Genomic DNA, 22,365 nt, shown 5'->3' on the forward strand with positions numbered 1-22,365 from the left:
CCTTACTGATCGACGCCTGCGACAGGCCGCCATTTGTGTGGAGCCTGCTCCGATCGTGCACGTTACCCGTAAGTATCGATGATCGATCGCCGGGGTACGGGCATCCTGGGGCGCGGAGACGATCCGTGACCGAGCGGGTCCGCAGCGTATGGGGTGTGCAGATGGGACGGTTGTCACGTCGGGCGTTCGCGGTGGCCGCGCTGGCGGCCCTCACGCCGGCGTCGAGCGCGGCGGCCGTGCCGCGGCATCCGCGGGCGGCGACCGAGATGCGCGGCATGTGGCTGGCGACCGTGGCCAACCGCGACTGGCCCTCCCGGGCGGGCCTGAGCCCGTCCCAGCAGCGGGCGGAACTGGTCGCCCATCTCGACACCGCGGTCCGCAACCGCCTCAACACCGTGATCTTCCAGGTCCGCCCGACGGCCGACGCGCTGTGGCCCTCGCCGTACGAGCCCTGGTCGCAGTACCTCACCGGCACCCAGGGCAAGGACCCGGGCTGGGACCCGCTCGGCTCGGCCGTGGCCGAGGCGCATGCCCGGGGCCTGGAACTGCACGCCTGGTTCAACCCGTTCCGCATCGCCAACCACACCGACCCGAAGCGGCTCGCCGCCGCGCACCCGGCGCGCAAGCACCCGGACTGGGTGGTGACGTACGGCGGGAAGCTCTACTACAACCCCGGGCTGCCCGAGGTCCGCGCCTTCGTCCAGGAGGCCATGCTCGACGCGGTGCGCAAGTACCCCGTCGACGCCGTGCACTTCGACGACTACTTCTACCCGTATCCGGTGGCGGGCCAGACCTTCGACGACGCCGGCGCCTTCGACCTGTACGGCGGCGGCTTCGCGAACCGGGCCGACTGGCGGCGGGACAACATCAACCGGCTGGTGGGCGAGATGGCGGCCCGGATCAAGTCGATCAGGCCGGGCACACAGTTCGGGATCAGCCCCTTCGGGGTGTGGCGCAACGCCGGCACCGACCCCCTCGGCTCCGACACCCGGGCGGGGGTGCAGACGTACGACGACCTGTACGCCGACACCCGCAGGTGGGTCCGCGAGAACTGGATCGACTACATCTGCCCGCAGCTGTACTGGAACATCGGCCTCGCCGCCGCCGACTACGCCAAGATCCTGCCCTGGTGGGCCTCGGCCGTGCGCGGCAGCGGAACCCGGCTGTACGTGGGCGAGGCCCTCTACAAGGCGGGCGACCCCGCGCAGCCCGCCGCCTGGCAGAACGCCGCCGAGCTGTCCCGGCATCTCACGCTCGCCAAGAACCATCCGGAGGCACGCGGCCATGTCTTCTTCGCCGCGAAGGACGCGGCAACGGACCGGATCGGCGCGCTGGCACGGGTAGTCGCCGACCACTACGGGCAGCCGACGAGGCCGCCGCGCTGATCCAAGCGGGACGGGTGAGGTCCGGTGCGCACCAGCGCCCCTTCAGAGGGGCGGGGAACTGCGCGACCAGCCCCCACCGACCCGCAGCAAGCGAACCGCCCTCCAGCGGAGCGCTAGTGTCGGGTTTCCTTGTGGCGGATCTCGGTGTCGGGTCCCGGTGAGCACACGCCCTCGTGCCCGTCCTCGAACCTGACGCGGTACGGGGGGTTACCCTCGCGCCCCATCACTTCGACGATCTCGCCGACCTTGTCGTGCTGTCCGACCACCCTGCCGTGCTGGACAAGCTGGTCGCCCACGGTTGCACGCATCTTGTAGGGCCTCCTCACCTCGTGCGGGAGCAGCGGTCCTTTGGCCTCGAGTTTACGGCGCGGGGCGCCGGTTGGAACGGGGCCGTACGGCCTCTTCAGCCGCGCGCCCTCTGTGTGACGGCGATACACACGAGCACCGCCGCCGCCGTGAGCGGGGCGGCCACTGTCAGGTGCTCGCCCAGCAGCAGCACCGACCACACCAGTGTGAGCAGGGGCTGGGCCAACTGCAACTGGCTGGCCTTCGGGATGCCGATCGCCGCCATGCCGCGGTACCAGACGACCAGGCCGAGGAACTGCGAGCCCGCCGCGACCCACAGCAGTCCGGTCACGCTGTGCGCCGTCAACCGCACCGGCTCGTACGACAGGGCGAGTACCGCGGCGGGCACACCGATCGGCAGACACAGCACCAGCGCCCAGCCCACGACCTGCCAGCCCGGCATGACGCGGGCCAGCCGGCCGCCCTCGGTGTAGCCGGCCGCGCACACCAGCAGCGCCCCGAAGAGATACAGGTCGGCGGTGGTCAGCGCCCCGCCGCTCTGCTGCACGGTGAAGGCGACCACCGCGGCGGCGCCCACGAGCGCGGCCGTCCAGAAGGTGCGCGAGGGGCGGGTGCCTACCCGCAGGGCGGAGCAGAGCGCGGTGGTCAGCGGGAGCAGGCCGACCACGACGGCGGCGTGCGCGGTGGTCGACGTCCGCAGGGCGAGGGTCGTCAGCAGCGGGAAGCCGACGACGACTCCGGCGGCGACCACGGCCAGTCCCGGCCAGTGCGCGCGTCCGGGCAGCGGCACACGCAGAGCCAGCAGACAGCCGCCCGCGATCAGCGCCGCGAGCACGCTGCGTACGGCGACCAGGGACCACGGCCCGAAGCCCTCCAGTCCCCATGCGGTCGCGGGGAAGGTGAGGGAGAAGGCGATGACTCCCAGGACGGCCTGAAGAGTGCCGATCGAGGTACCGGGCCGACCGCTGACCGCTATCCCGGTCGGGGTGATAGCGCTACTCTGTGCTCTCATGCAAGAGCGTAGCAGTGTCGGTGAACTGGTGAATCGGCTGCGACGGGAATTCGACCGCTACTCACCGGGTGGAAAGCTCCCGTCGAGCCGGGCCCTCGTCGAGCGGTACCGGGTCAGTCCGGTGACCGTCTCGCGTGCCCTGGCGCAGCTGGCCGCCGAGGGGCTGGTGGTGACCCGCCCCGGCGCCGGTGCCTTCCGTGCCCGGCCCCGGACGATGGCCGCGCCCGCCGGGGACACCTCCTGGCAGGAGGTCGCGCTCAGCGCGGACGGCGCCTCCGACGTCGTACCGCGCTCGGTGGACGCCTCCGGAGTCGTGGTCTCGCTTGCCGCTCCGCCGCCCGGAGTGATCGAGTTCACCGGCGGCTATCTGCACCCCACCCTCCAGCCCGAGCGTGCGCTGACCGCCGCGCTGGCCCGTGCGGGACGCCGGCCCGGGGCGTGGGGCCGGCCGCCGTTGGACGGACTGCCGGAGTTGCGTGAGTGGTTCGCCCGTGAGATCGGCGGCAGCGTAACCGCCGCCGAAGTGCTGGTCGGCGGGGGCGGCCAGGCGGCGCTGACCACCGCGTTCCGCGCGCTGGCGCCGCCCGGCGCACCCGTCCTCGTCGAGTCGCCGACCTACCCGGGCATGCTGGCCATCGCCCGCGCGGCCGGGCTGCGGCCGGTCCCGGTGCCGGTCGATCCGGACGGCGTGCGCCCCGCCCTGCTCGCCGACGCGTTCCGGGCGACCGGGGCCCGGCTCTTCGTCTGCCAGCCGCTGTTCCAGAACCCGACCGGGGCGGTGCTCGCCGCGGACCGCCGCGCGGAGGTGGTCGCCATCGCTCGGGAGGCGGGCGCGTTCATGATCGAGGACGACTTCGTACGACGGCTGGTGCACGAGGACGCGGGCCCGCTGCCGCGTCCGCTGGTCGCCGACGACCTCGACGGAGTCGTCGTCCACGTCAGCTCGCTCACCAAGGCCACCTCGCCCAGCTTCCGGGTGAGCGCGATCGCCGCGCGCGGTCCGGCGCTGGAACGCCTGCGCGCCATCCAGATCGTCGACACCTTCTTCGTCCCCCGGCCCCTCCAGGAAGCCGCGCTCGAACTCGCTGGCTCGCCCGCCTGGCCACGCCATCTCCGGTCGATCTCCGCCGAGCTGAAGACCCGCCGCGACACCATGACGGCCACCCTCGCCATCCACCTCCCCGAACTCGCCCTGCCGCACATCCCGTCCGGCGGCTACCACCTGTGGCTGCGCCTGCCCGACGGCACCGACGAGGCCCTCCTCACCACCGCCGCCCTCCGCGCGGGCGTCGCCCTCACCCCCGGCCGCCCCTACTTCAGCGCCGAACCCCCGGCCGGACACGTGCGGTTGAGCTTCGCGGCCGTGGCGGGGACGGGCGAGATCACGGAAGGGGTACGGCGACTGCGTACGGCCTTCGATGAGGTGACCGGACGAAAATGACGGGCGGTTCCGCCCGGAGGTCGTGAATCCGGTGGGTGGTCGACCTGCCGGCCGAACTGGGAGAAGCCCGAAGCAAGTCGGTCGGTATTTTCGAGTGAATTGCCCCTTCGGTCCTGACCGTGAAGTAAGGCTTCGCGCACCCTGGGTAACTCCCGAGTAAACCCTATTGACCTGCACACTTTCCGCGACTCACGATCCCCGTATGCAACTTCGGGTCACGTTCGTCGCCGCCGCGCGCAGCACGCCGCTGCTGGCGGAGCGGTTCGAGGACGACCGGCCGCTGGATCAGGCGGGCTGGGACGAGGTGCAGCGGGCCGCGCAGGATCTCATTCCGCTGGCGGCGGCCGAGCTGCGCTACTGCTCGCCGACGCCGCGCAGCCGTGCCACCGGTGACGCCCTCGGCTATGCGCCGCTGGTGCAACTCGCGCTGCGGGACTGCGACATGGGCCGCTGGCGCGGGCTCACGCTGGGGGAGGCGATGGCGCGTGAGCCGGAGGCGGTGGACGCCTGGCTGGCCGACCCGCGCGGCACACCGCACGGCGGTGAGTCGCTGCTGGCCTTCATTACCCGTGTCGGCGGCTGGCTCGACACCCGGCCGGTCGACGACGGAGGCCGGATCGTCGCCGTGGCCGAGCCGTCGGTGATCCGCGCGGCGCTGGTGTACGCGCTGAAGGCACCGCCGTCGACGTACTGGAACATCGACGTCCGCCCCTTGTCGACGACCACGGTCACGGGCCGGGCGGGGCGCTGGAATCTGCGCTTCGAGGGGGTCTCGGCTCAGCCCACGCGCGCGTAGTCGGTCGTGAGGACCAGGTCCTTCGCCGGGCCGCGCACTCGCCACACCGTCCGCCAGTGGTCCGCGTCGGTGACGGTGAACTCGCCCCGGTAGAGGTCGGCCGAGCACGGATGGTCGGCCGTGTGCCGTCCGGAGGTCAGGTCCAGGTCGTGGAACGGGCGGCCGTCCGCGAACCGTACGTCCGCCGCCCCCGGCTCCCGGGACGGCAGGAAACGCAGGGTCCGCTCGGCGGGCCGGGGAACGCCCTGCCAGACGAACGTGCCGGACTCCTGGTGCAGCAGTCCGCCGCCTTCGAGCGGGATGAACGCGGTCGTCCCGCGGAACTCGCCCCGCTCATCACTGGCGAGATCCCGCACCGACCGCTCGACCCGCCACTGCCCGGCCAGGTAGGCCAGCACATCCGGCACTGGCCAGAACTCGCCCATCCCGTACCGCTTCCCGTCGCATGTGTTGCTGCGCGACCCATTGACGCGCCTGTGCCCCCTCCCTATCTTGCCGTTCGAAGTGCTGACCAAAGTCCGATATTTCGAACAGCTAGAGCCGCGGAGTATCCATGTCACGCACCACCCGCTGGAGACAAGGCGTCACCGCCACTGCCCTCCTGATGGCGGCCGTCGCCCTGCCCGCCCCCGCGCACGCCGAGGACGTCACCGACTACGCGATCACCGTCGACCCCGCCTCCCAGGGCGCGAAGATCGACGACACGATGTACGGCGTCTTCTTCGAGGACATCAACCGCGCCGCCGACGGCGGACTGTACGCCGAGCTGGTGCAGAACCGGTCCTTCGAGTACTCCACTGCCGACAACGGCTCGTACACGCCGCTGACCTCGTGGACGGTCGCCGGCACGGGCGAGGTGATGAACGACGCCGGGCGTCTCAACGAGCGCAATCGCAACTACCTCTCCCTGGGCGCCGGTTCATCGGTCACGAACGCCGGATACAACACCGGCATCCGCGTCGAGCAGGGTAAGAAGTACGACTTCTCCGTGTGGGCCCGCGCCCAGAGCGGCACCACGCTCAGCGTCACCCTGAAGGACGCGCCGGGCACGCTGGCGACCACCCGCCAGGTCGCCGCGAAGGGCGGCTGGACGAAGTACACGGCCACCTTCACCGCGACCCGCACCAGTAACCGCGGCCGCCTCACCGTCGCCTCGTCGGGCGCCGCCTCGCTCGACGAGGTCTCCCTCTTCCCGCGCGACACCTACAAGCAGCAGCCGAACGGCCTGCGCAAGGACCTCGCCGAGAAGATCGAGGCCCTGGACCCCGGCTTCGTCCGCTTCCCGGGCGGCTGCCTGGTCAACACCGGCTCCATGGAGGACTACAGCGAGGCCTCCGGCTGGCAGCGCAAGCGCTCGTACCAGTGGAAGGACACCATCGGCCCGGTCGAGCAGCGCGCCACGAACTCCAACTTCTGGGGCTACAACCAGAGTTACGGCCTCGGCTACTACGAGTACTTCCGCTTCTCCGAGGACATCGGCGCGATGCCGCTGCCCGTCGTACCGGCCCTCGTCACCGGCTGCGGCCAGAACCGGGCCACCGAAGACGAGGCGCTGCTCCAGCGGCACATCCAGGACACCCTGGACCTCATCGAGTTCGCCAACGGCCCCGTGACGAGCAAGTGGGGCAAGAAGCGGGCCGAGATGGGCCACCCCAAGCCCTTCCACCTCACGCATCTCGCCGTCGGCAACGAGGAGAACCTGCCGAACGAGTTCTTCGCCCGCTTCCAGAAGTTCCGCGCCGCGATCGAGGCCAAGTACCCGGAGATCACGGTGATCTCCAACTCCGGCCCGGACGACGCCGGATCGACCTTCGACACCGCCTGGAAGCTCAACCGTGAGGGCAACGTCGACATGGTCGACGAGCACTACTACAACAGCCCGCAGTGGTTCCTGCAGAACAACGAGCGCTACGACAGCTACGACCGCGGCGGCCCGAAGGTCTTCCTCGGCGAGTACGCCTCGCAGGGCAACGCCTTCAAGAACGCGCTGTCCGAAGCCGCGTACATGACCGGCCTGGAGCGCAACGCCGACATCGTCAAGCTCGCCTCCTACGCTCCGCTGCTCGCCAACGAGGACTATGTGCAGTGGCGCCCGGACCTGATCTGGTTCAACAACCACGCCTCCTGGAACTCGGCCAACTACGAGGTCCAGAAGCTGTTCATGACCAACGTCGGCGATCGTGTCGTCCCGTCCACCGCGACCGACACCCCGAACGTGAGCGGCCCGATCACCGGCGCCGTCGGCCTGTCGACCTGGGCGACCAGTGCGGCGTACGACGATGTCAAGGTCACCGGCGAGGACGGCTCGACGCTGTTCGGCGACGACTTCTCCGGTGACGCGTCGAAGTGGACGCCGGGCGCCACCGGCAGCTGGAGCATCCAGGACGGGCAGTACGTCCAGACGGATGCCGCCGCCGAGAACACGCTGGTCACCGCCGGTGACCCGGCCTGGAAGAACTACGACCTGCATGTGAAGGCCACCAAGAAGTCCGGCAATGAGGGCTTCCTCGTCGCCTTCGGGGTCAAGGACACCGGCAACTACTACTGGTGGAACCTGGGCGGCTGGAACAACACCCAGTCCGCCGTCGAACAGGCCGTGGACGGCGGCAAGTCGACGCTGATCTCCAAGGCCGGGTCGATCGAGACGGGCCGTGCCTACGACATCGACATCAAGGTGCGGGGCCGTCAGGTGACCCTCTACCTGGACGGCCAGGAGTGGGGCAGCTTCGCCGACGACAAGCCGGCCGAGCCCTTCCGCCAGGTCGTCACCAAGGACGCGAAGACAGGCGACCTGATCGTCAAGGTCGTCAACGCGCAGTCCGCCGAGGCCCGTACAGCGATCGACCTCGGCACCGCCAAGGTCTCCTCCAAGGCCCGGGTGACCACCCTGGCCGCCGGCCCCGACGAGGTGAACACCGAGACAGACACACCGGTGACTCCGGCGACGTCCACCTTCCAGGGAGTCGCCAAGAAGTTCACGTACACCTTCCCGGCGAACTCGATCACCTTCCTGCGCATCAAACAGCGGTAACGCTCCGGGCGGCTCAGGCGAAACCGAAGTACGCCTGGGCCGCCCGCACGCCTTCCACCAGCACGTCGACCTCGGCCGGTGTGTTGTAGACGTAGAAGGTCGCCCGGGTCGTCGCCGGGATGCCGTACCGCTTCACGATCGGACGGGCGCAGTGGTGGCCCACGCGGACCGCCACACCGCGCTCGTCCAGGATCTGGCCGACGTCGTGCGGGTGGATGCCGTCGACCGTGAAGGAGACGGCCGAGCCGCGGGCGGTGAGGTCGCGGGGGCCGATGATGCGGACGCCGGGGACCTCGCCGAGCAACTCCAGGGCGCGGGCGGTGAGTTGATCCTCGTACGCCGCCACCTCGGCCATGCCCAGTGACTCCAGGTAGGTCACGGCCGCCGCAAGGCCCACCGCCTGGGACGTCATCGGGACGCCCGCCTCGAAGCGCTGGGGCGGCGGCAGGAAGGTGCTGTGGTCCATCTCGACGATCTCGATCATCGAGCCGCCGGTGAGGAACGGCGGGAGGTCCGCGAGGAGTTCGCGGCGGCCCCACAGCACGCCGATGCCGTTCGGGCCGAGCATCTTGTGCCCCGAGAAGGCGAGGAAGTCCGCGCCCAGGCCGGTCACGTCCACCGGTCGGTGCGGGACGGACTGGGCGCCGTCGACCACCACCAGCGCGCCGGACTCATGGGCGCGGTCGGCGAGTTCGCGCACCGGGTTGACCGTGCCGAGGACGTTGGACTGGTGGCTGACGGCGACAACCTTCGTCCGCTCGTCGAGCAGCTCGTCGATCCGGCTGAGGTCGAGGCGGCCCTCGTCGGTCAGCCCGAACCAGTCCAGCGTGGCGCCGGTGCGCTCGGCGAGCTGCTGCCAGGGGACGAGGTTGGCGTGGTGCTCCATCTCCGTGACGACGATCCGGTCACCGGGACCGACACGGCCCGCGTTGCCCAGCGCGTACGAGACAAGGTTGATGCCCTCCGTCGTGTTCTTGGTGAACACGATCTCGTCCTCGGCCGCCCCGACGAACCCGGCGATGGTGTGGCGAGCGCTTTCGTAGGCCTCCGTCGCCTCCCCGGCGAGCTGGTGAGCGCCGCGGTGCACGGCCGCGTTGTGCGTGAGGTAGAACTCCCGTTCCGCGTCCAGGACCTGGAGCGGTTTCTGGGTGGTGGCGCCGGAGTCCAGGTAGACGAGACGCGCGCCGCTGTCCATCGTCCGGCCCAGGATGGGGAAGTCCTTGCGCAGCGCGTCCACGTCGAAGCCCACGGCCACTCACCTCACGGTTTCTGTGATGGTTCACCGTGAGGCACGCTAGGCATTCTCACGGAGAATCGCAACCATTAGCATGAGAACCGTGGATCACGACGCCCCTGTCTACCTGCACCAGCTCCGCGTCCCCGGTGAGGAGCGCTACACCTCGCTGGCCCTGGTCAACACGCGCTTCACCCTCAGCCACGGCGACATCGACCTGCTCGACGACACCGAGTCCGCGCACCTGTGGCTCGTACGCCATGGGCTGCTGCCGGACCGGGTGGCCCTGAGCGGCAGGCAGTTCGGGCGGCTCCTGGGGCTGCGGGAGGCGGTGCGGGCGCTCTTCGAGGCGTACGACGCCCATGAGCGGCCCGCCGTCGACGATCTGGCCACGCTCAACTCCGCCCTGTCGGCGGCCCCGTCCACCCCCCGGCTCGCCTGGACGTCCGACGGCCCGCACCGCGCCGACGAACCCGACGCCGGCAACCCGGCCGCCGCCGCGCTCTCCCTGCTCGCCGAGGACGCCACCGACCTGCTCACCGGCTCCGAGGCCGAGCAGCTGACCGAGTGCACCGCACAGGGCTGCGCCCGCTGGTTCCTGCGCTCACACGGAGCCCGGCGCTGGTGCACGACGAAGTGCGGCAACCGGGTGCGGGCGGCGCGGGCGTATGCGGCGAAGCGGCGCAAGGAGTCGCCCAGGTAACTCGCCGACTGACGCGGGCCGAGGGCGTTACTTGGTGGGTTTCCAGCCCGGGATCGTCGGCAGTACCTTCTCGGCGACGTCGAGCAGGGTCTCGTCGTTCGGTACGCCGCCGTTCGCGCGCCACATGGTCAGGTCGAAGGAGCCGCCGCTGTCCTTGGGGGCCTGGGCCACGGTGAGGGTGCGGGCGGGGACGCCGGGGGCGCTGGAGGAGTCGCCGCCGTCGAGCCGGAGGTTGAAGGCGATGGTCTGGGACGAGTAGAGGGTCGCCGGGCGGCCCAGGACGTTCTGGTCGCGTGCGTCACTGCCCAGCAGCAGGGCGGATCCGGTCACCGGAAGGTCGTCGTAGGTGGCCGTCAGTTCCACGGTGTAGGTCGCGAACTCGACCCGTGCCGTGGGAGTGGCGATCTCACCGACGGAGCTGTCGCTGCCGGAGACCGTGGTCGCGGTCTCCGCGGGCGTGCCGAGCAGCGTGGCGAGGTCGGGGCGGTGCAGGGCCTCGCACAGTTGCTGCCCGGAGAGCTGCCCGGAGGCGGGGGGCGTCTCGGGCTTGTCGTCCGAGCAGGTGGGGGCCGGTGGGGAGTTGTTCTCCGCGGCCGAGGTCTTCGCCATCGTCCAGAAGCCGAGGGCGAGCGCTCCCACCAGGACCAATGCTGTGACGGCCTGCGCCACCGGGCTCGGGCCCTTCGTGGGCGCGCCGATATTGTCTGCCATGTCCCCCCGCTTACCGTGATCCCCCTGTGGATGCCGGGGGACCTTAGCGCGCTGATCAACAGGCGGACAACCGCATTCGACCGGGATTGCATAAACGTGCAGCGAAACGTATAGTCATGCTCTCCAGGAGGAGGATGTCATGGCGGTACGTGCGGCAGTGGCCGGAGCGAGTGGGTACGCGGGCGGTGAGCTGCTGCGTCTGCTGCTGGTGCACCCCGAGGTCGAGATCGGCGCCCTGACCGGGAACTCCAACGCCGGTCAGCGCCTCGGCGCGCTCCAGCCGCACCTGCTGCCGCTGGCCGACCGGGTGCTCCAGGAGACCACGGCGGACGTCCTCGCCGGGCACGATGTCGTCTTTCTCGCGTTGCCGCACGGACAGTCCGCGGCCGTCGCCGGGCAACTCGGCCCGGATGTGCTGGTGGTCGACATGGGGGCCGACTTCCGGCTGCGGGACCCGGGGGACTGGGAGAAGTTCTACGGTTCCGCGCACGCCGGGACCTGGCCGTACGGCCTCCCTGAACTGCCGGGCGCCCGCGCTGCGCTGGAGGGGTCCAAGCGCATCGCGGTGCCCGGTTGCTACCCGACCGCCGTCTCGCTGGCCCTCTTCCCGGCGTACACGGCCGGCCTCGCCGGGACCGAGGCCGTGATCGTCGCCGCGTCCGGCACCTCCGGCGCGGGCAAGACGCCCAAACCGCATCTGCTGGGCAGCGAGGTCATGGGGTCCATGTCGCCGTACGGCGTGGGCGGCGGCCACCGGCACACCCCCGAGATGATCCAGAACCTCAGCGCCGCCGCCGGCGAACCGGTCGCCGTCTCGTTCACGCCGACGCTTGCCCCCATGCCGCGCGGGATCCTCGCCACCTGCAGTGCGCAGGCGAAGCCCGGCGTCACTGGCGACTCCCTGCGCGCCGCCTATGAGAAGGCCTTCACCGACGAGCCCTTCGTCCATCTGCTGCCCGAGGGGCAGTGGCCCGCCACGGCGTCCGTCCACGGTTCCAACGCCGTTCAGGTGCAGGTCGCATTCGACGAGGCCATGGGCCGCATCATCGCGATCAGCGCGATCGACAACCTGACCAAGGGCACCGCGGGCGGTGCCGTCCAGAGCATGAACCTCGCCCTCGGGCTCGACGAGACCACCGGGCTTTCCACGATCGGAGTCGCACCGTGAGTGTCACGGCAGCAAAGGGATTCACGGCGGCGGGCATCGCCGCCGGGATCAAGGAGAACGGCAACCCGGACCTGGCCCTCGTGGTCAACAACGGGCCCCGCCTCGCCGCCGCGGGCGTCTTCACCTCCAACCGCGTCAAGGCCGCGCCGGTGCTGTGGTCCGAGCAGGTCCTCAAGGGCGGGCAGGTCTCCGCCGTCGTCCTCAACTCCGGTGGCGCCAACGCCTGTACGGGGCCGAAGGGTTTCCAGGACACCCACGCGACCGCCGAGAAGGTCGCCGACACGCTGGGGCTGAACGCCGCCGAGGTCGCGGTCGCCTCCACCGGACTCATCGGGATCCTGCTCCCCATGGACAAGCTGCTGCCCGGCGTCGAGACCGCCGCCGAGGCGCTGAGCGAGCACGGCGGCGAGAAGGCCGCCATCGCCATCAAGACCACCGACTCCGTCCACAAGACGTCCGTCGTGACCAAGGACGGCTGGACCGTCGGCGGCATGGCCAAGGGCGCGGGCATGCTCGCCCCGGGCCTTGCGACCATGCTCGTCGTCCTCACCACCGACGCCGACCTCGGCTCCGACGTTCTCGACAAGGCCCTGTGCACCGCCACTCGCACGACCTTCGACCGGGTCGACTCCGACGGCTGCATGTCCACCAACGACACCGTGCTGCTGCTCGCGTCCGGCGCCTCGGGGATCACCCCGGCGTACGAGGAGTTCGCCGAGGCCGTACGGACCGTCTGCGACGACCTCGGCCAGCAGCTCATCCGGGACGCCGAGGGCGCCAGCAAGGACATCAAGGTCGAGGTGATCAACGCCGCGACCGAGGACGACGCCGTCGAGGTGGGCCGCTCCATCGCCCGCAACAACCTCCTCAAGTGCGCGATCCACGGCGAAGACCCCAACTGGGGGCGGGTGTTGTCCGCCATCGGTACGACGTCCGCGGCCTTCGAGCCCGACCGGCTGAACGTCGCCATCAACGGCGTCTGGGTGTGCAAGAACGGCGGCGTCGGCGAGGACCGCGACAAGGTCGACATGCGCTACCGCGAGGTCCACATCGTCGCCGACCTGGCCGCGGGCGCCGAGACGGCCACCATCTGGACCAACGACCTGACCGCCGACTACGTCCACGAGAACAGCGCCTACTCCTCATGAGCACTACTCGTAAGCACACCGCCCTGCCCAAGGCCCAGATCCTCATCGAGGCGCTGCCCTGGCTGGTCCGGCACAACGGCAAGACCGTCGTGATCAAGTTCGGCGGCAACGCCATGGTCGACGAGGAGCTGAAGGCCGCCTTCGCCCAGGACGTCGTGTTCCTGCACCACGCCGGCCTCAAGCCGGTCGTCGTGCACGGCGGCGGCCCGCAGATCAGCGCCGCCCTCGACAAGCACGGCATCGTCAGCGAGTTCAAGGCGGGCCTCAGGGTCACCACCGAGGACGCCATGGACGTCGTACGCATGGTGCTGGCCGGGCAGGTGCAGCGCGAGCTCGTCGGGCTGCTCAACCAGCACGGGCCGCTCGCCATCGGTCTGACCGGCGAGGACGCGCACACCATCACCGCCATCAAGCACCAGCCCCAGATCGACGGCGAGTTGGTCGACATCGGGCGGGTGGGCGAGATCACCGAGATCGACACGGGCGCGATCGAGGCACTGCTCGCCGACGGCCGCATCCCGGTCGTCTCCTCGATCGCCCGCTCCCAGGACGACGGACATGTCTACAACGTCAATGCTGATACGGCGGCTGCGGCACTCGCTGCTGCGCTGGACGCCGAAACTCTCATGGTCCTCACGGACGTCGAGGGCCTCTACGAGGACTGGCCGAACAGCGACGAGGTGATCAGCCGCCTCACCGCTTCCCAACTGGAGAAGCTGCTGCCGGAGTTGTCCTCCGGCATGGTGCCGAAGATGGAGGGCTGTCTGCACGCCGTACGCAACGGCGTGACCACCGCCCGGGTCATCGACGGCCGTGTCCAGCACTCCATCCTGTTGGAGATCTTCACCGACGAGGGCATCGGCACGATGGTCGTGCCCGACGAGCAAGAGGGGGACGCCGTATGACCGCCAATCAGGACCTGACCACGCGGTGGCAGGGCGCGCTCATGAACAACTACGGCACTCCGCGACTGCCGCTCGTGCGCGGGGAGGGCGCGAAGCTCTGGGACGCCGACGGCAAGGAGTACGTCGATTTCGTCGGCGGTATCGCGGTCAACGCGCTCGGCCACGCACACCCGGCGATCGTCGAGGCGGTGAGCCGACAGATCGCCTCGCTGGGGCATGTGTCGAACCTGTTCGTCGCCGAGCCGCCGGTCGCGCTCGCCGAACGGCTGCTGCAGATCTTCGGGCGGGACGGCAGGGTCTTCTTCTGCAACTCCGGGGCCGAGGCGGTCGAAGGGGCGTTCAAGATCGGGCGGCTGACCGGGCGGACTCACATGGTCGCCACCGACGGCGGCTTCCACGGCCGCACCATGGGCGCCCTCGCACTCACCGGACAGCCCGGCAAGCAGGCCCCCTTCCTGCCGCTGCCCGGCGATGTCACCCACGTCCCGTACGGCGACGCGCAGGCGCTGGCCGCCGCGGTCACCGAGGAGACGGCCCTCGTCATCATCGAGCCGATCCAGGGCGAGAACGGGGTCGTGGTCCCGCCGACGGGCTATCTGAAGGCCGCCCGCGCGATCACCGCCGCCACCAGCAGCCTGCTGGTGCTGGACGAGGTGCAGACCGGGATCGGGCGTACCGGGCACTGGTTCGAGTACATGGCGCACGAAGGCGTCCTGCCGGACGTCGTCACGCTCGCCAAGGGCCTCGGCGGCGGGTTGCCGCTGGGCGCGACCGTGGCCTTCGGGCGGGCGGCCGAACTCCTCCAGCCCGGACACCACGGCACGACTTTCGGCGGCAACCCCGTCGCCTGCGCGGCCGGACTCGCCGTGCTCGACACCATCGCGAACGACGGGTTGCTGGAGAACGTCAAGCGGCAGAGCGAGAGCTTGCGCCACGGAATCGAGTCACTGAACCACTCGTTGATCTCCCACGTCCGGGGCGCGGGTCTCCTGCTGGGTATCGTGCTCACCGAGCCGCTTGCGCCACAGGTGCAGCACGCGGCCCAGGACGCCGGTTTCCTGGTGAACGCGCCCGCCCCCGATGTCGTACGACTGATGCCGCCCCTCAACCTGGGCGACGACGCGGTGGACGCCTTCCTCCGGGCGCTTCCCGGTGTCCTGGACGCGGTGACCGAAGGGGACGGACATTCCGGAGAATGAGACGACGATGAGCCAGGCGCAGGATCACGAGCAGCCGAGCGGGCCTGCCGTGCCGCAGACCCGCACCGCGCGTCACCGCCGGATCGTGGACATCCTCAACCGGCAACCCGTGCGTTCGCAGAGCCAGTTGGCGAAGCTGCTCGCCGATGACGGGCTGAACGTCACGCAGGCGACGCTCTCCCGCGATCTGGACGAGCTGAACGCGGTCAAGATCCGTAACACCGACGGCGACCTGATCTATGCGGTGCCGAGTGAGGGGGGTTTCCGTACGCCGCGTGCTCCGCTGGGGGGGTCGGCGAAGGAGGAGCGGATGCGGCGGCTCTCCGCGGAGCTGCTGATCTCTGCGGAGGCTTCGGCGAACCTTGTGGTGCTCCGTACGCCGCCGGGTGCGGCGCAGTTTCTCGCCTCGGCGATCGATCAGGCTGAGCTGCACGACATTCTGGGGACGATCGCGGGTGACGACACGTTGCTGTTGATCAGCCGGGATCCTACGGGTGGGCAGGCGCTGGCGGATCATTTGCTGCGGTTGGCTCAGAACGGGCATTGAGGGGTTGTGTGTCGGGGGCGGCTCGTGGGGGCTTGTCGCGCAGTTCCCCGCGCCCCTTAGGGGGCGTTGGCGTCACCGTCTTGTATTTAGGCGGGCGGCCTGGCGGGTCAGGTGGTTGCGTTCCTCGAGGGTGGGGGCCTTTTGGGCTGCCTCGGAGTACAGCTGTGCCGCCTTCTTCAGGTCGCCGTCGCGTTCGTTTAGGTAGGCGGCTACCGCGGTGTAGCGGGGGAGTGAGTCGACCAGTTCCGCTAGTGCCGCCAGGCCGGCGCGTGGTCCGTCTGCCTCGCCTACGGCGACCGCGCGGTTGAGGCGGACGACGGGGCTGTTGGTGAGGCGGGTCAGTTCGTCGTACCACTCGACGATCTGGACCCAGTCGGTCTCCTCGGCGCAGGGCGCGTCCGCGTGGAGGGCCGCGATGGCGGCCTGGGCCTGGAACTCGCCGAGCCGGTCGCGGGCGAGGGCCGTCTGCAGGATCTGGACGCCCTCGGCGATCGACTTGGTGTCCCACAGGCTGCGGTCCTGCTCGGCGAGCGGTACCAGGCTGCCGTCGGGCGCGGTGCGGGCCGCGCGGCGGGCGTGGTGGAGCAGCATGAGGGCGAGCAGGCCGGCCACCTCGGGGTGGTCGATCGCCGCCGCGAGCTGCCGGGTGAGCCGGATGGCCTCGGCGGCGAGGTCGATGTCGCCGGAGTAGCCCTCGTTGAAGACCAGGTAGAGGACGCGCAGCACGGTGGCGACATCGCCGGGCTGGTCGAACCGCACGCCGGACACGGTCCGCTTGGCCCGGCTGATGCGCTGCGCCATGGTCGCCTCGGGCACGAGGTAGGCCTGGGCGATCTGGCGGGTGGTGAGGCCGCCGACGGCGCGCAGGGTGAGGGCGACGGCGGACGAGGGGGTGAGGGAAGGGTGGGCGCAGAGGAAGTACAGCTGGAGGGTGTCGTCCGCCGCGGGCGCGGGGCCGGGCACCGGCTCCTCCTCTACGCGGTCCTCGCGTCGGCGTCGGGCGGTGTCCGCCCGGGTCGCGTCGAGGAACTTGCGCCAGGCCACGGTGACCAGCCAGCCCTTCGCATCCCGCGGCGGGTCGGCCGGCCAGACGCGGACCGCCTCGACGAGCGCGTCCTGGACGGCGTCCTCGGCCGCCGCGAAGTCTGCTCCGCGGCGGACGAGGACGGCGAGCACGCTCGGGGTGAGGCTGCGGAGCAGGGCCTCGTCCATGGATGAGGTCACTCCGTGACGGTGGGCTGCACGCCGTAGAACGGGCGCAGTTCCAGCCACTCGTGGATCGTCTTCCCGCCCGCGCCGGGCGCGGCGGACAGTTCCCCGGCCAGCTCGACGGCGCGCTCGTAGCTGTCGACGTCGATCACCATCCAGCCGGCGATGAGGTCCTTGGTCTCGGCGAACGGTCCGTCGGTGACCGGCGGGCGCCCCTCACCGTCGTACCGGACCCACGTCCCCTCGGGCGCGAGGGCCGCCTCGCCGACGAACTCGCCGGTCTTCTCGAGCCGCTCCGCGAAGTCCCGCATGTACTGCACGTGCGCCGTGATCTCCTCCGGCGTCCACTGATCCATGGGCACGTCGTTGACCGCAGCCGGCGCACCGCGGTAGTGCTTGAGCAGCAGGTACTTGGCCATGATGGTTCTCCTCGGTGTGATGCGACCCATTGTGGCCGCGTTCACCCCAGGGACGGAGCCGACCACGGTTCCTCGACATCACCGAGCGAACTTTTTCTGCAGTCGTCCCCCGCCCCAGCTGCGGGCAGTCGTGCCGCCTGGGGCGGCACGGGTGGGCGCAGGCGGCACCCCGTCAGCGCCGGGCTGCGCGACCCACCCCGCCTCAGCCACCGCGCCGAGCCGCGCAACTCACCCCACCCCAGCCACCGCGACCGGTCGGTCACCCCAACCGCGCCGCCAGTCCCCCCGTGCACCGCACCTCGTCCCCCGCCGTCACCAGCAACGCCTCGACATCCGGCAGCGACTCCAGCCACCGCAACCCCGCCCGCGACCCCATCGCGAACGCCGCGGTGGCCCAGCAGTCCGCCCACGTCAGGGAAGGCCCCACCACGGTCACCGCCACCAGGTCGGTCACGGCGGACCGCCCGGTCCGCGGATCGACGATATGCGCGCCGCGCTCGGCAGTGCCGGACGTGGCGACGGCCAGCTCATCCACCCCGGCAGCCGACACGACCGCCGCAAGTCCCCCCGGCCGCAAGGGATCCGCCACCCCGACCCGCCACGGCCGCTGCGGCCCGGGGATGCCGAGGAGCTGGACGTCACCCCCGCCGTTCACGCTCACCCCGCTCGCCCCGACCGCCCCCAGCGACCGCGCCGCCCGTTCGACGGCCCACCCCTTGACGATCCCGGTCGGATCGAGCCGCCCCTCGTACGACGTGCTGAACCAGCCGTCACTCAGCCGCTCCGCCTCCGCGGCCAGCTCCAGCACCTCGGCGACCTCGGGATCACAGTCCCCGACGCTCAGCTCACCACGGGCCAGCCGCGACACCTGGCTGTCGTCCCGGTACGTGCTGAACACCTCGTTCACCCGGTGCAGCCCGGCGACCGCCTCCTCCAGCGCCGCCTTGACCGCACCGGGATCCCCGCCGCGGACGTCGAAGGAGAAGACGGTCCCCATGACCTCCTCCACGTGACGCACCGCGGCGGGAGCTGCTGCTGCCGATTCGGCGTGCTCGGCCACCGACTCAGACACCGGCCTGGTCCAACGCCGACTGCAGGGACTTCTTGTACCCGGCGCTGGTGTACGTCGCCCCGGACACCGCGTCGATGTCCGCGCTGCCCGCGGCCACCGTCTGCTGGTTGAGCTTGGGCACCGCGTTGTTGGAGACCTGGGTGCTCTTCCCGCCACTGGGCGCCTGCACCGCCGCGGCCTGGACGATCTTGCCCTCGCGCATCGTGATCCGGACCTGCACCGGCCCGTACTCGGTCTGCGCGACCTCACCGGTGACGGTCCCGGTGCCATTGCTGACACCGCCGCCGCCGGCGTCCTGCCCGGCACCAGCACCAGCACCAGCGTCGGCACCGGCATCGCCGCCGGCAGCAGGGGCGCTGGGGCTGGCGCCCGCGCCGGCCTCCGCCCCGCTCCCCGCCTCCGCGCCGCCTCCGGCGGGCTTCACCTTGTCGAGCGCCGACTGCAGGGACTTCTTGTATCCGGTGCTGGTGTACGTCGCCCCGGAGACCGCGTCGATGTCCGCCGTCCCGGCGGCCACGGCGGCCTGGTTGAGCTTGGGTACCGCGTTGCCGTTGATCTGGGTGCTCTGACCGCCGGTCGGCTGCTGTACCGCCTCGGCCTTGGTGATCTTCCCGCCGTTGACGGTGATCCGTACCTGCACCGGCCCGTACTGCGTATCGGCCGCGTCACCGGTGACGGTCTGAGCCTGCGCGGCCCCGCCACCCCCCGCACCCTGCCCCGAGCCGCCGCCCTGCGCCGCGGCCTTGTCGAGCGCCGACTGCAGGGACTTCTTGTAGCCCTCGCTGGTGTAGGTCGCCCCGGAGACCGCGTCGATGTCGGCGGTCCCGGCGGCCACCGCGGCCTGGTTGAGCTTGGGGATCGCGTTGTTGTTGATCTGGGTGCTCTGGCCGCCGGTGGGGTTCTGTACCGCCTCGGCCTTGGTGATCTTCCCGCCGTTCACGGTCAGCCGGACCTGCACGGGCCCGTACTGAGTGTCGGCCGCGTCACCGGTGAACTTTCCGGTGCCGATCGCCTGGGCGCCGCCCTGGGCGGATTCCTGTGCGCCGATCGACTGGCCCGGTGCCGCGCCGCCCACCGCCTCGGAGCCGGAATCCGACCCCGGCTTCAGCGACAGCAACAGCACGATCCCGGACACGGTGGCGGCGCCAGCCAGCACGACACGCCGAAGGGGATGGGTCTTCCTCATCGCTCCTGAACTCCTGTTTCCCGAAGATTCCCGAAGGTCCTGAAGACCCCGAAGGTTCTGACGTTTCCCGTCGTCACATCTCGAACGACTCGTGATGGATACGGCGGGCGGGGACTCCCGCGCCGCGCAGTGCCTCGTACACGCCCTGGGCGAAGCCGGGCGGCCCGCACAGGAACACGTCGTGCTCGTCGATGTCCGGCAGCTTCTGGCGCAACCGCTCCGCCGAGATGTCCGGTCGTTCCCCGTCCGGGGAGTTGACGGCGTACATCAGCCGGGCGCCCCGCTCGTCGGCGATGGCGGCCAGCTCGTCCCAGAGGGCCAGGTCCTGGGTGCTGTTGGCCCGGTAGAGCAGCGTGATGTCACCGGAGGCGCCCGGCAGGGTCTCGAACAGCGCCCGCATCGGCGTGATGCCGACCCCGCCGGCGACCAGCAGCACCTTGCCGCGGCTTCGGCGCTGGGCGGTCAGCGCGCCGTACGGGCCCTCGGCCCATACGCGCGTGCCGGGCGTCAGCTCCCGCAGCCGGGCGCTGTGGTCGCCGATCGCCTTCACCGTGATCCGCAGCATGTCCGGCCGCGGCGCCGCCGACAGCGAGTACGGGTGCGAACTGAACCGCATGCCCGGCGCCAGGAACCGCCAGCGGAAGAACTGGCCCGCCTCCGCGCCCATCCGGTGCAGCTTGCGGCCGCCGATCAGCACGGACACGATCCCGGGCGTCTCCTCGATGACCGCCTCGACCCGCAAGCGGTGGCGCATGTTCAGCCGGATCGGGGTGAGGATCCGGTACCAGATCACCAGCGCCGTCACCGTGCCGTACAGCCCGTACCAGGCGGTCTTCGCGAGGGGCTCGACGGCGAACTCGTTGCCGGTGCTGAGCTGGTGCCAGAAGGTCAGGAACACCGCCGCGTACGTCAGCAGATGGACGTGGTACCAGGTGTCGTACGGAATCATGCGGCGGATCCCGCCGATGGAGATGATCCCGATGAAGAACAGCAGGCCGGTGCCGATGGCGGCCTTGCCCATGTCCGGCAGCTGGTTGACGGAGTCGATCGTCTGCTGGGCGATGTAGCCGAGGTCCTTGCCGGCCTGGCGGGCGTAGCCCCACATGATCAGGAAGACATGGGCGACGGTCAGACAGAGCGTGTATCGGCCGCTCATCGCATGCCAGCGCGCCACCCGGTCCGAGCCGACCCGGCGCTCCAGCGCGGGCACCCGGGCCATCTGCAGCACGACCAGCGCCATCAGGTAGCCGGCGAGCAGACCGGTGATCCGGCCCGCGGCGATGATCTTGCCGGTGGTGTCGCCGATGGACGGGGTGTTGCTCCACCACAGCCAGAGCACTCCGGCCGCGCCCGCCCACACGGCGACCAGCAACAGGGTCGCCGGTGAGCGGCGTGGACGAATGCGGCGCATCGTCTGGCGGCGGGCGGCGCGGCCGCTTGCGAGCGTGGTGGTCACGGGTTCCTCCGTGCGGACGGGCTGTGGCCTTGGCCCACAGATACGTGCCGCGACGGCAGTGTGTTCAGCGGTCAGTCGAGCTCCGTGTGCATCGAGTGACTCAGTACCGCGTGATCGCCGTCCGCCCGCTCGTCGTCCCGATCGCGAGGTGCGGCTTGCGGGCGGGGTCGGCCCACTGGAGGATCCGCCGCATCGCGTCCGCCGGCACCGACACACAACCGGCTGTCGCCCCGCGCCCGTTGATATGCAGGAAGATCCCGGCCCCGCGGTGGCGGACGGGTTTGTGGTAGTTGAAGTCGACGACGAGCGCGTGGTCGTACTGCGTGGTGTACGAGATCAGCCGCTCCGACTCGGCGGCCCGGCAGTCGGCCGCCAGGGGCTCGGTCCAGCGGTTGTAGGAGCGCGAGTCGTTGTCCTGGCACCACCAGGAGTTCCGGTGCACGGGACGGTAGGTGTACGTCGTCCCGCGCGGCGCCGCTTTGATGCCGAAGGCGTACGGCATGCCGTACAGCCCGGTGGGGGTGGTGTTCGTGCCCTGCTTGCGCGTGGCGCCTTCGACCAGGCCGTTCGCGCCGAAGCGGGCGGCGGCGGAACCCGCCTTCACCCAGCGGCCGTCGCTCAGGTCCCACCAGGTGACCGTGCCGGTCGTGGCGCCGGTCCGGGGTGCCACGGCCGTGATCAGCTGGGTGCCGCCGCCGGTGTCCGCCATCCGCGCGGGCAGCGGCGGGGCGCCCTCGGGCGCGGCACCGAGCAGGAGGAGGGGCGAGGCGGCGAGGGCGACGACACCGGGGCGCATGCCTCAGACCGTAGACGGCGGCAGCGGCAACGGCAGCCCGGGTAGGCCATCCAGGCTGGTTCCGATGTGATCCTTCTTCTGGAAATAGGCGCTGAGTGAGGCGTCGTCCTCGCGTGCGAAGCGCCTGCGGTGCAGATCGCGGTCCTCGTCGTACGTCATGAAGGGCACCGCGTAACCGCAGGTGTCGCGGACGAGTTCGGCCGTCACGACGATGATCGCGCGCAGCCCGTGCGGCGTCGGGTCGATGTCCGGGAAGTGGGAGAGGAGTTCCCGGAAGCGGGGGTCGTCGCGGAAGACCGGCTCGCCCTTGCCGTGCACCCGGACGATGTTGGGCGGGCCCTGGAAGGCGCACCACATGAGCGTGATCCGGCCGTTCTCCCGCAGATGAGCGACGGTCTCGGCATTGGATCCGGCGAAGTCGAGGTAGGCCACGGTGTGGTCGTCCAGCACCGCGAAGGAACCTTTGAGGCCCTTGGGGGAGAGGTTGACCGTGCCGTCGCCGGAGAGCGGGGCCGTCGCGGTGAAGAAGAGGGGCTGCTCCTCGATGAAGGTGCGGAGCCGGCCGTCTATGCGCTCATAAGTCTTTCCCATGACTAACGATTATGAGCGTAGTTAGTTCGCCTGTCTAATGAATTCTCCGC

The 22,365-nt window shown here is 70.5% G+C and carries 22 protein-coding genes; 10 read left to right on the top strand and 12 right to left on the bottom strand.

The window, feature by feature from the left end:
* The first annotated feature begins 161 nt into the window (after window positions 1-161).
* Window positions 162-1,385 (top strand): family 10 glycosylhydrolase, encoded by a 1,224-nt coding sequence (locus AB0I98_RS32615; RefSeq protein ID WP_362948346.1) that lies wholly within the window; start codon window positions 162-164, stop codon window positions 1,383-1,385.
* 113 nt (window positions 1,386-1,498) lie between these two features.
* On the opposite strand, the gene AB0I98_RS32620 is transcribed toward AB0I98_RS32615, so the two are convergent.
* Both AB0I98_RS32620 and AB0I98_RS32625 read right to left on the bottom strand, forming a co-directional pair.
* The gene (locus AB0I98_RS32620; protein WP_210574947.1) at window positions 1,499-1,693 is read right to left on the bottom strand and encodes a DUF1918 domain-containing protein; all 195 of its coding nucleotides are present in this window, start codon (window positions 1,691-1,693) and stop codon (window positions 1,499-1,501) included.
* Between the two features lie 95 nt (window positions 1,694-1,788).
* Window positions 1,789-2,703 carry a DMT family transporter gene (locus AB0I98_RS32625; RefSeq protein ID WP_362948247.1) on the bottom strand — a complete coding sequence of 305 codons (915 nt, stop codon included), beginning with the start codon at window positions 2,701-2,703 and terminating at the stop codon, window positions 1,789-1,791.
* On the opposite strand from AB0I98_RS32625, the gene AB0I98_RS32630 reads away from it, so the two are divergent.
* Both AB0I98_RS32630 and AB0I98_RS32635 read left to right on the top strand, forming a co-directional pair.
* Window positions 2,702-4,144, top strand: coding sequence for a PLP-dependent aminotransferase family protein (locus tag AB0I98_RS32630; protein WP_362948248.1), 1,443 nt, complete (start codon window positions 2,702-2,704; stop codon window positions 4,142-4,144). The genes AB0I98_RS32625 and AB0I98_RS32630 overlap by 2 nt on opposite strands.
* A 202-nt stretch (window positions 4,145-4,346) precedes the next feature.
* Window positions 4,347-4,940, top strand: a complete 594-nt coding sequence (locus AB0I98_RS32635) for a histidine phosphatase family protein (RefSeq protein WP_362948250.1) — start codon at window positions 4,347-4,349, stop codon at window positions 4,938-4,940.
* Here AB0I98_RS32635 and AB0I98_RS32640 read toward each other — a convergent pair.
* Entirely contained in the window at window positions 4,922-5,365 is a 444-nt protein-coding gene (locus tag AB0I98_RS32640; RefSeq protein WP_362948251.1) for a DUF6314 family protein, read from the bottom strand. The genes AB0I98_RS32635 and AB0I98_RS32640 overlap by 19 nt on opposite strands.
* A 128-nt stretch (window positions 5,366-5,493) precedes the next feature.
* On the opposite strand from AB0I98_RS32640, the gene AB0I98_RS32645 reads away from it, so the two are divergent.
* Entirely contained in the window at window positions 5,494-7,971 is a 2,478-nt protein-coding gene (locus tag AB0I98_RS32645) for an alpha-L-arabinofuranosidase C-terminal domain-containing protein (RefSeq protein WP_362948252.1), read from the top strand.
* 13 nt (window positions 7,972-7,984) lie between these two features.
* Here the strand turns inward: AB0I98_RS32645 and AB0I98_RS32650 are convergent, their stop codons facing one another.
* A complete protein-coding gene (locus AB0I98_RS32650; RefSeq protein WP_362948253.1) occupies window positions 7,985-9,220 on the bottom strand; it encodes a cysteine desulfurase in 1,236 nt (411 codons plus the stop codon).
* Window positions 9,221-9,299: 79 nt separating this feature from the next.
* Between AB0I98_RS32650 and AB0I98_RS32655 the strand changes: the two genes are divergently transcribed.
* Window positions 9,300-9,908, top strand: a complete 609-nt coding sequence (locus AB0I98_RS32655; RefSeq protein WP_362948255.1) for an ABATE domain-containing protein — start codon at window positions 9,300-9,302, stop codon at window positions 9,906-9,908.
* Between the two features lie 27 nt (window positions 9,909-9,935).
* Here AB0I98_RS32655 and AB0I98_RS32660 read toward each other — a convergent pair whose 3' ends face one another.
* Window positions 9,936-10,619, bottom strand: a complete 684-nt coding sequence (locus AB0I98_RS32660; RefSeq protein WP_362948257.1) for a DUF6215 domain-containing protein — start codon at window positions 10,617-10,619, stop codon at window positions 9,936-9,938.
* Window positions 10,620-10,758: 139 nt separating this feature from the next.
* Here AB0I98_RS32660 and argC point away from each other — a divergent pair, with 139 nt between their 5' ends.
* Genes argC through AB0I98_RS32685 form a run of 5 tightly spaced genes read left to right on the top strand, consistent with a single transcriptional unit; the run spans window position 10,759 to window position 15,586 of the window.
* Entirely contained in the window at window positions 10,759-11,787 is a 1,029-nt protein-coding gene (gene argC / locus AB0I98_RS32665; RefSeq protein WP_362948258.1) for an N-acetyl-gamma-glutamyl-phosphate reductase, read from the top strand.
* Window positions 11,784-12,935 carry a bifunctional glutamate N-acetyltransferase/amino-acid acetyltransferase ArgJ gene (argJ, locus tag AB0I98_RS32670; protein ID WP_362948259.1) on the top strand — a complete coding sequence of 384 codons (1,152 nt, stop codon included), beginning with the start codon at window positions 11,784-11,786 and terminating at the stop codon, window positions 12,933-12,935. Before argC ends, argJ begins: the two co-directional genes overlap by 4 nt.
* Complete coding sequence (argB, locus tag AB0I98_RS32675; RefSeq protein ID WP_362948260.1) at window positions 12,932-13,840, top strand: acetylglutamate kinase; 909 nt, start codon at window positions 12,932-12,934, stop codon at window positions 13,838-13,840. Before argJ ends, argB begins: the two co-directional genes overlap by 4 nt.
* Entirely contained in the window at window positions 13,837-15,039 is a 1,203-nt protein-coding gene (locus AB0I98_RS32680; protein WP_362948262.1) for an acetylornithine transaminase, read from the top strand. The genes argB and AB0I98_RS32680 overlap by 4 nt, the downstream gene beginning before the upstream one ends.
* Window positions 15,040-15,046: 7 nt before the next feature.
* On the top strand, window positions 15,047-15,586 hold the full coding sequence (locus AB0I98_RS32685) for an arginine repressor (RefSeq protein WP_362948263.1): 540 nt from the start codon (window positions 15,047-15,049) through the stop codon (window positions 15,584-15,586).
* A gap of 72 nt (window positions 15,587-15,658) precedes the next feature.
* Here the strand turns inward: AB0I98_RS32685 and AB0I98_RS32690 are convergent, their stop codons facing one another.
* From AB0I98_RS32690 to AB0I98_RS32720, 7 genes are all read right to left on the bottom strand, one after another.
* Window positions 15,659-16,798, bottom strand: coding sequence for a DUF6596 domain-containing protein (locus AB0I98_RS32690; RefSeq protein ID WP_362948347.1), 1,140 nt, complete (start codon window positions 16,796-16,798; stop codon window positions 15,659-15,661).
* A gap of 8 nt (window positions 16,799-16,806) precedes the next feature.
* Entirely contained in the window at window positions 16,807-17,214 is a 408-nt protein-coding gene (locus tag AB0I98_RS32695; RefSeq protein ID WP_362948265.1) for a YciI family protein, read from the bottom strand.
* Between the two features lie 259 nt (window positions 17,215-17,473).
* Window positions 17,474-18,286 carry an FAD:protein FMN transferase gene (locus AB0I98_RS32700; protein WP_362948267.1) on the bottom strand — a complete coding sequence of 271 codons (813 nt, stop codon included), beginning with the start codon at window positions 18,284-18,286 and terminating at the stop codon, window positions 17,474-17,476.
* Entirely contained in the window at window positions 18,279-19,472 is a 1,194-nt protein-coding gene (locus tag AB0I98_RS32705) for an FMN-binding protein (RefSeq protein ID WP_362948268.1), read from the bottom strand. The genes AB0I98_RS32700 and AB0I98_RS32705 overlap by 8 nt, the downstream gene beginning before the upstream one ends.
* A 73-nt stretch (window positions 19,473-19,545) precedes the next feature.
* Window positions 19,546-20,928, bottom strand: coding sequence for a ferredoxin reductase family protein (locus AB0I98_RS32710; protein WP_362948269.1), 1,383 nt, complete (start codon window positions 20,926-20,928; stop codon window positions 19,546-19,548).
* Between the two features lie 100 nt (window positions 20,929-21,028).
* On the bottom strand, window positions 21,029-21,724 hold the full coding sequence (locus AB0I98_RS32715; protein ID WP_362948271.1) for a L,D-transpeptidase family protein: 696 nt from the start codon (window positions 21,722-21,724) through the stop codon (window positions 21,029-21,031).
* A 3-nt stretch (window positions 21,725-21,727) separates the two neighbouring features.
* Window positions 21,728-22,315: a pyridoxamine 5'-phosphate oxidase family protein gene (locus AB0I98_RS32720; RefSeq protein WP_362948273.1), complete on the bottom strand. Its 588-nt coding sequence runs from the start codon at window positions 22,313-22,315 to the stop codon at window positions 21,728-21,730.
* Window positions 22,316-22,365: the final 50 nt, after the last annotated feature.

It is taken from the genome of Streptomyces sp. NPDC050211 (genome assembly GCF_040656035.1).
Classification (GTDB): domain Bacteria; phylum Actinomycetota; class Actinomycetes; order Streptomycetales; family Streptomycetaceae; genus Streptomyces.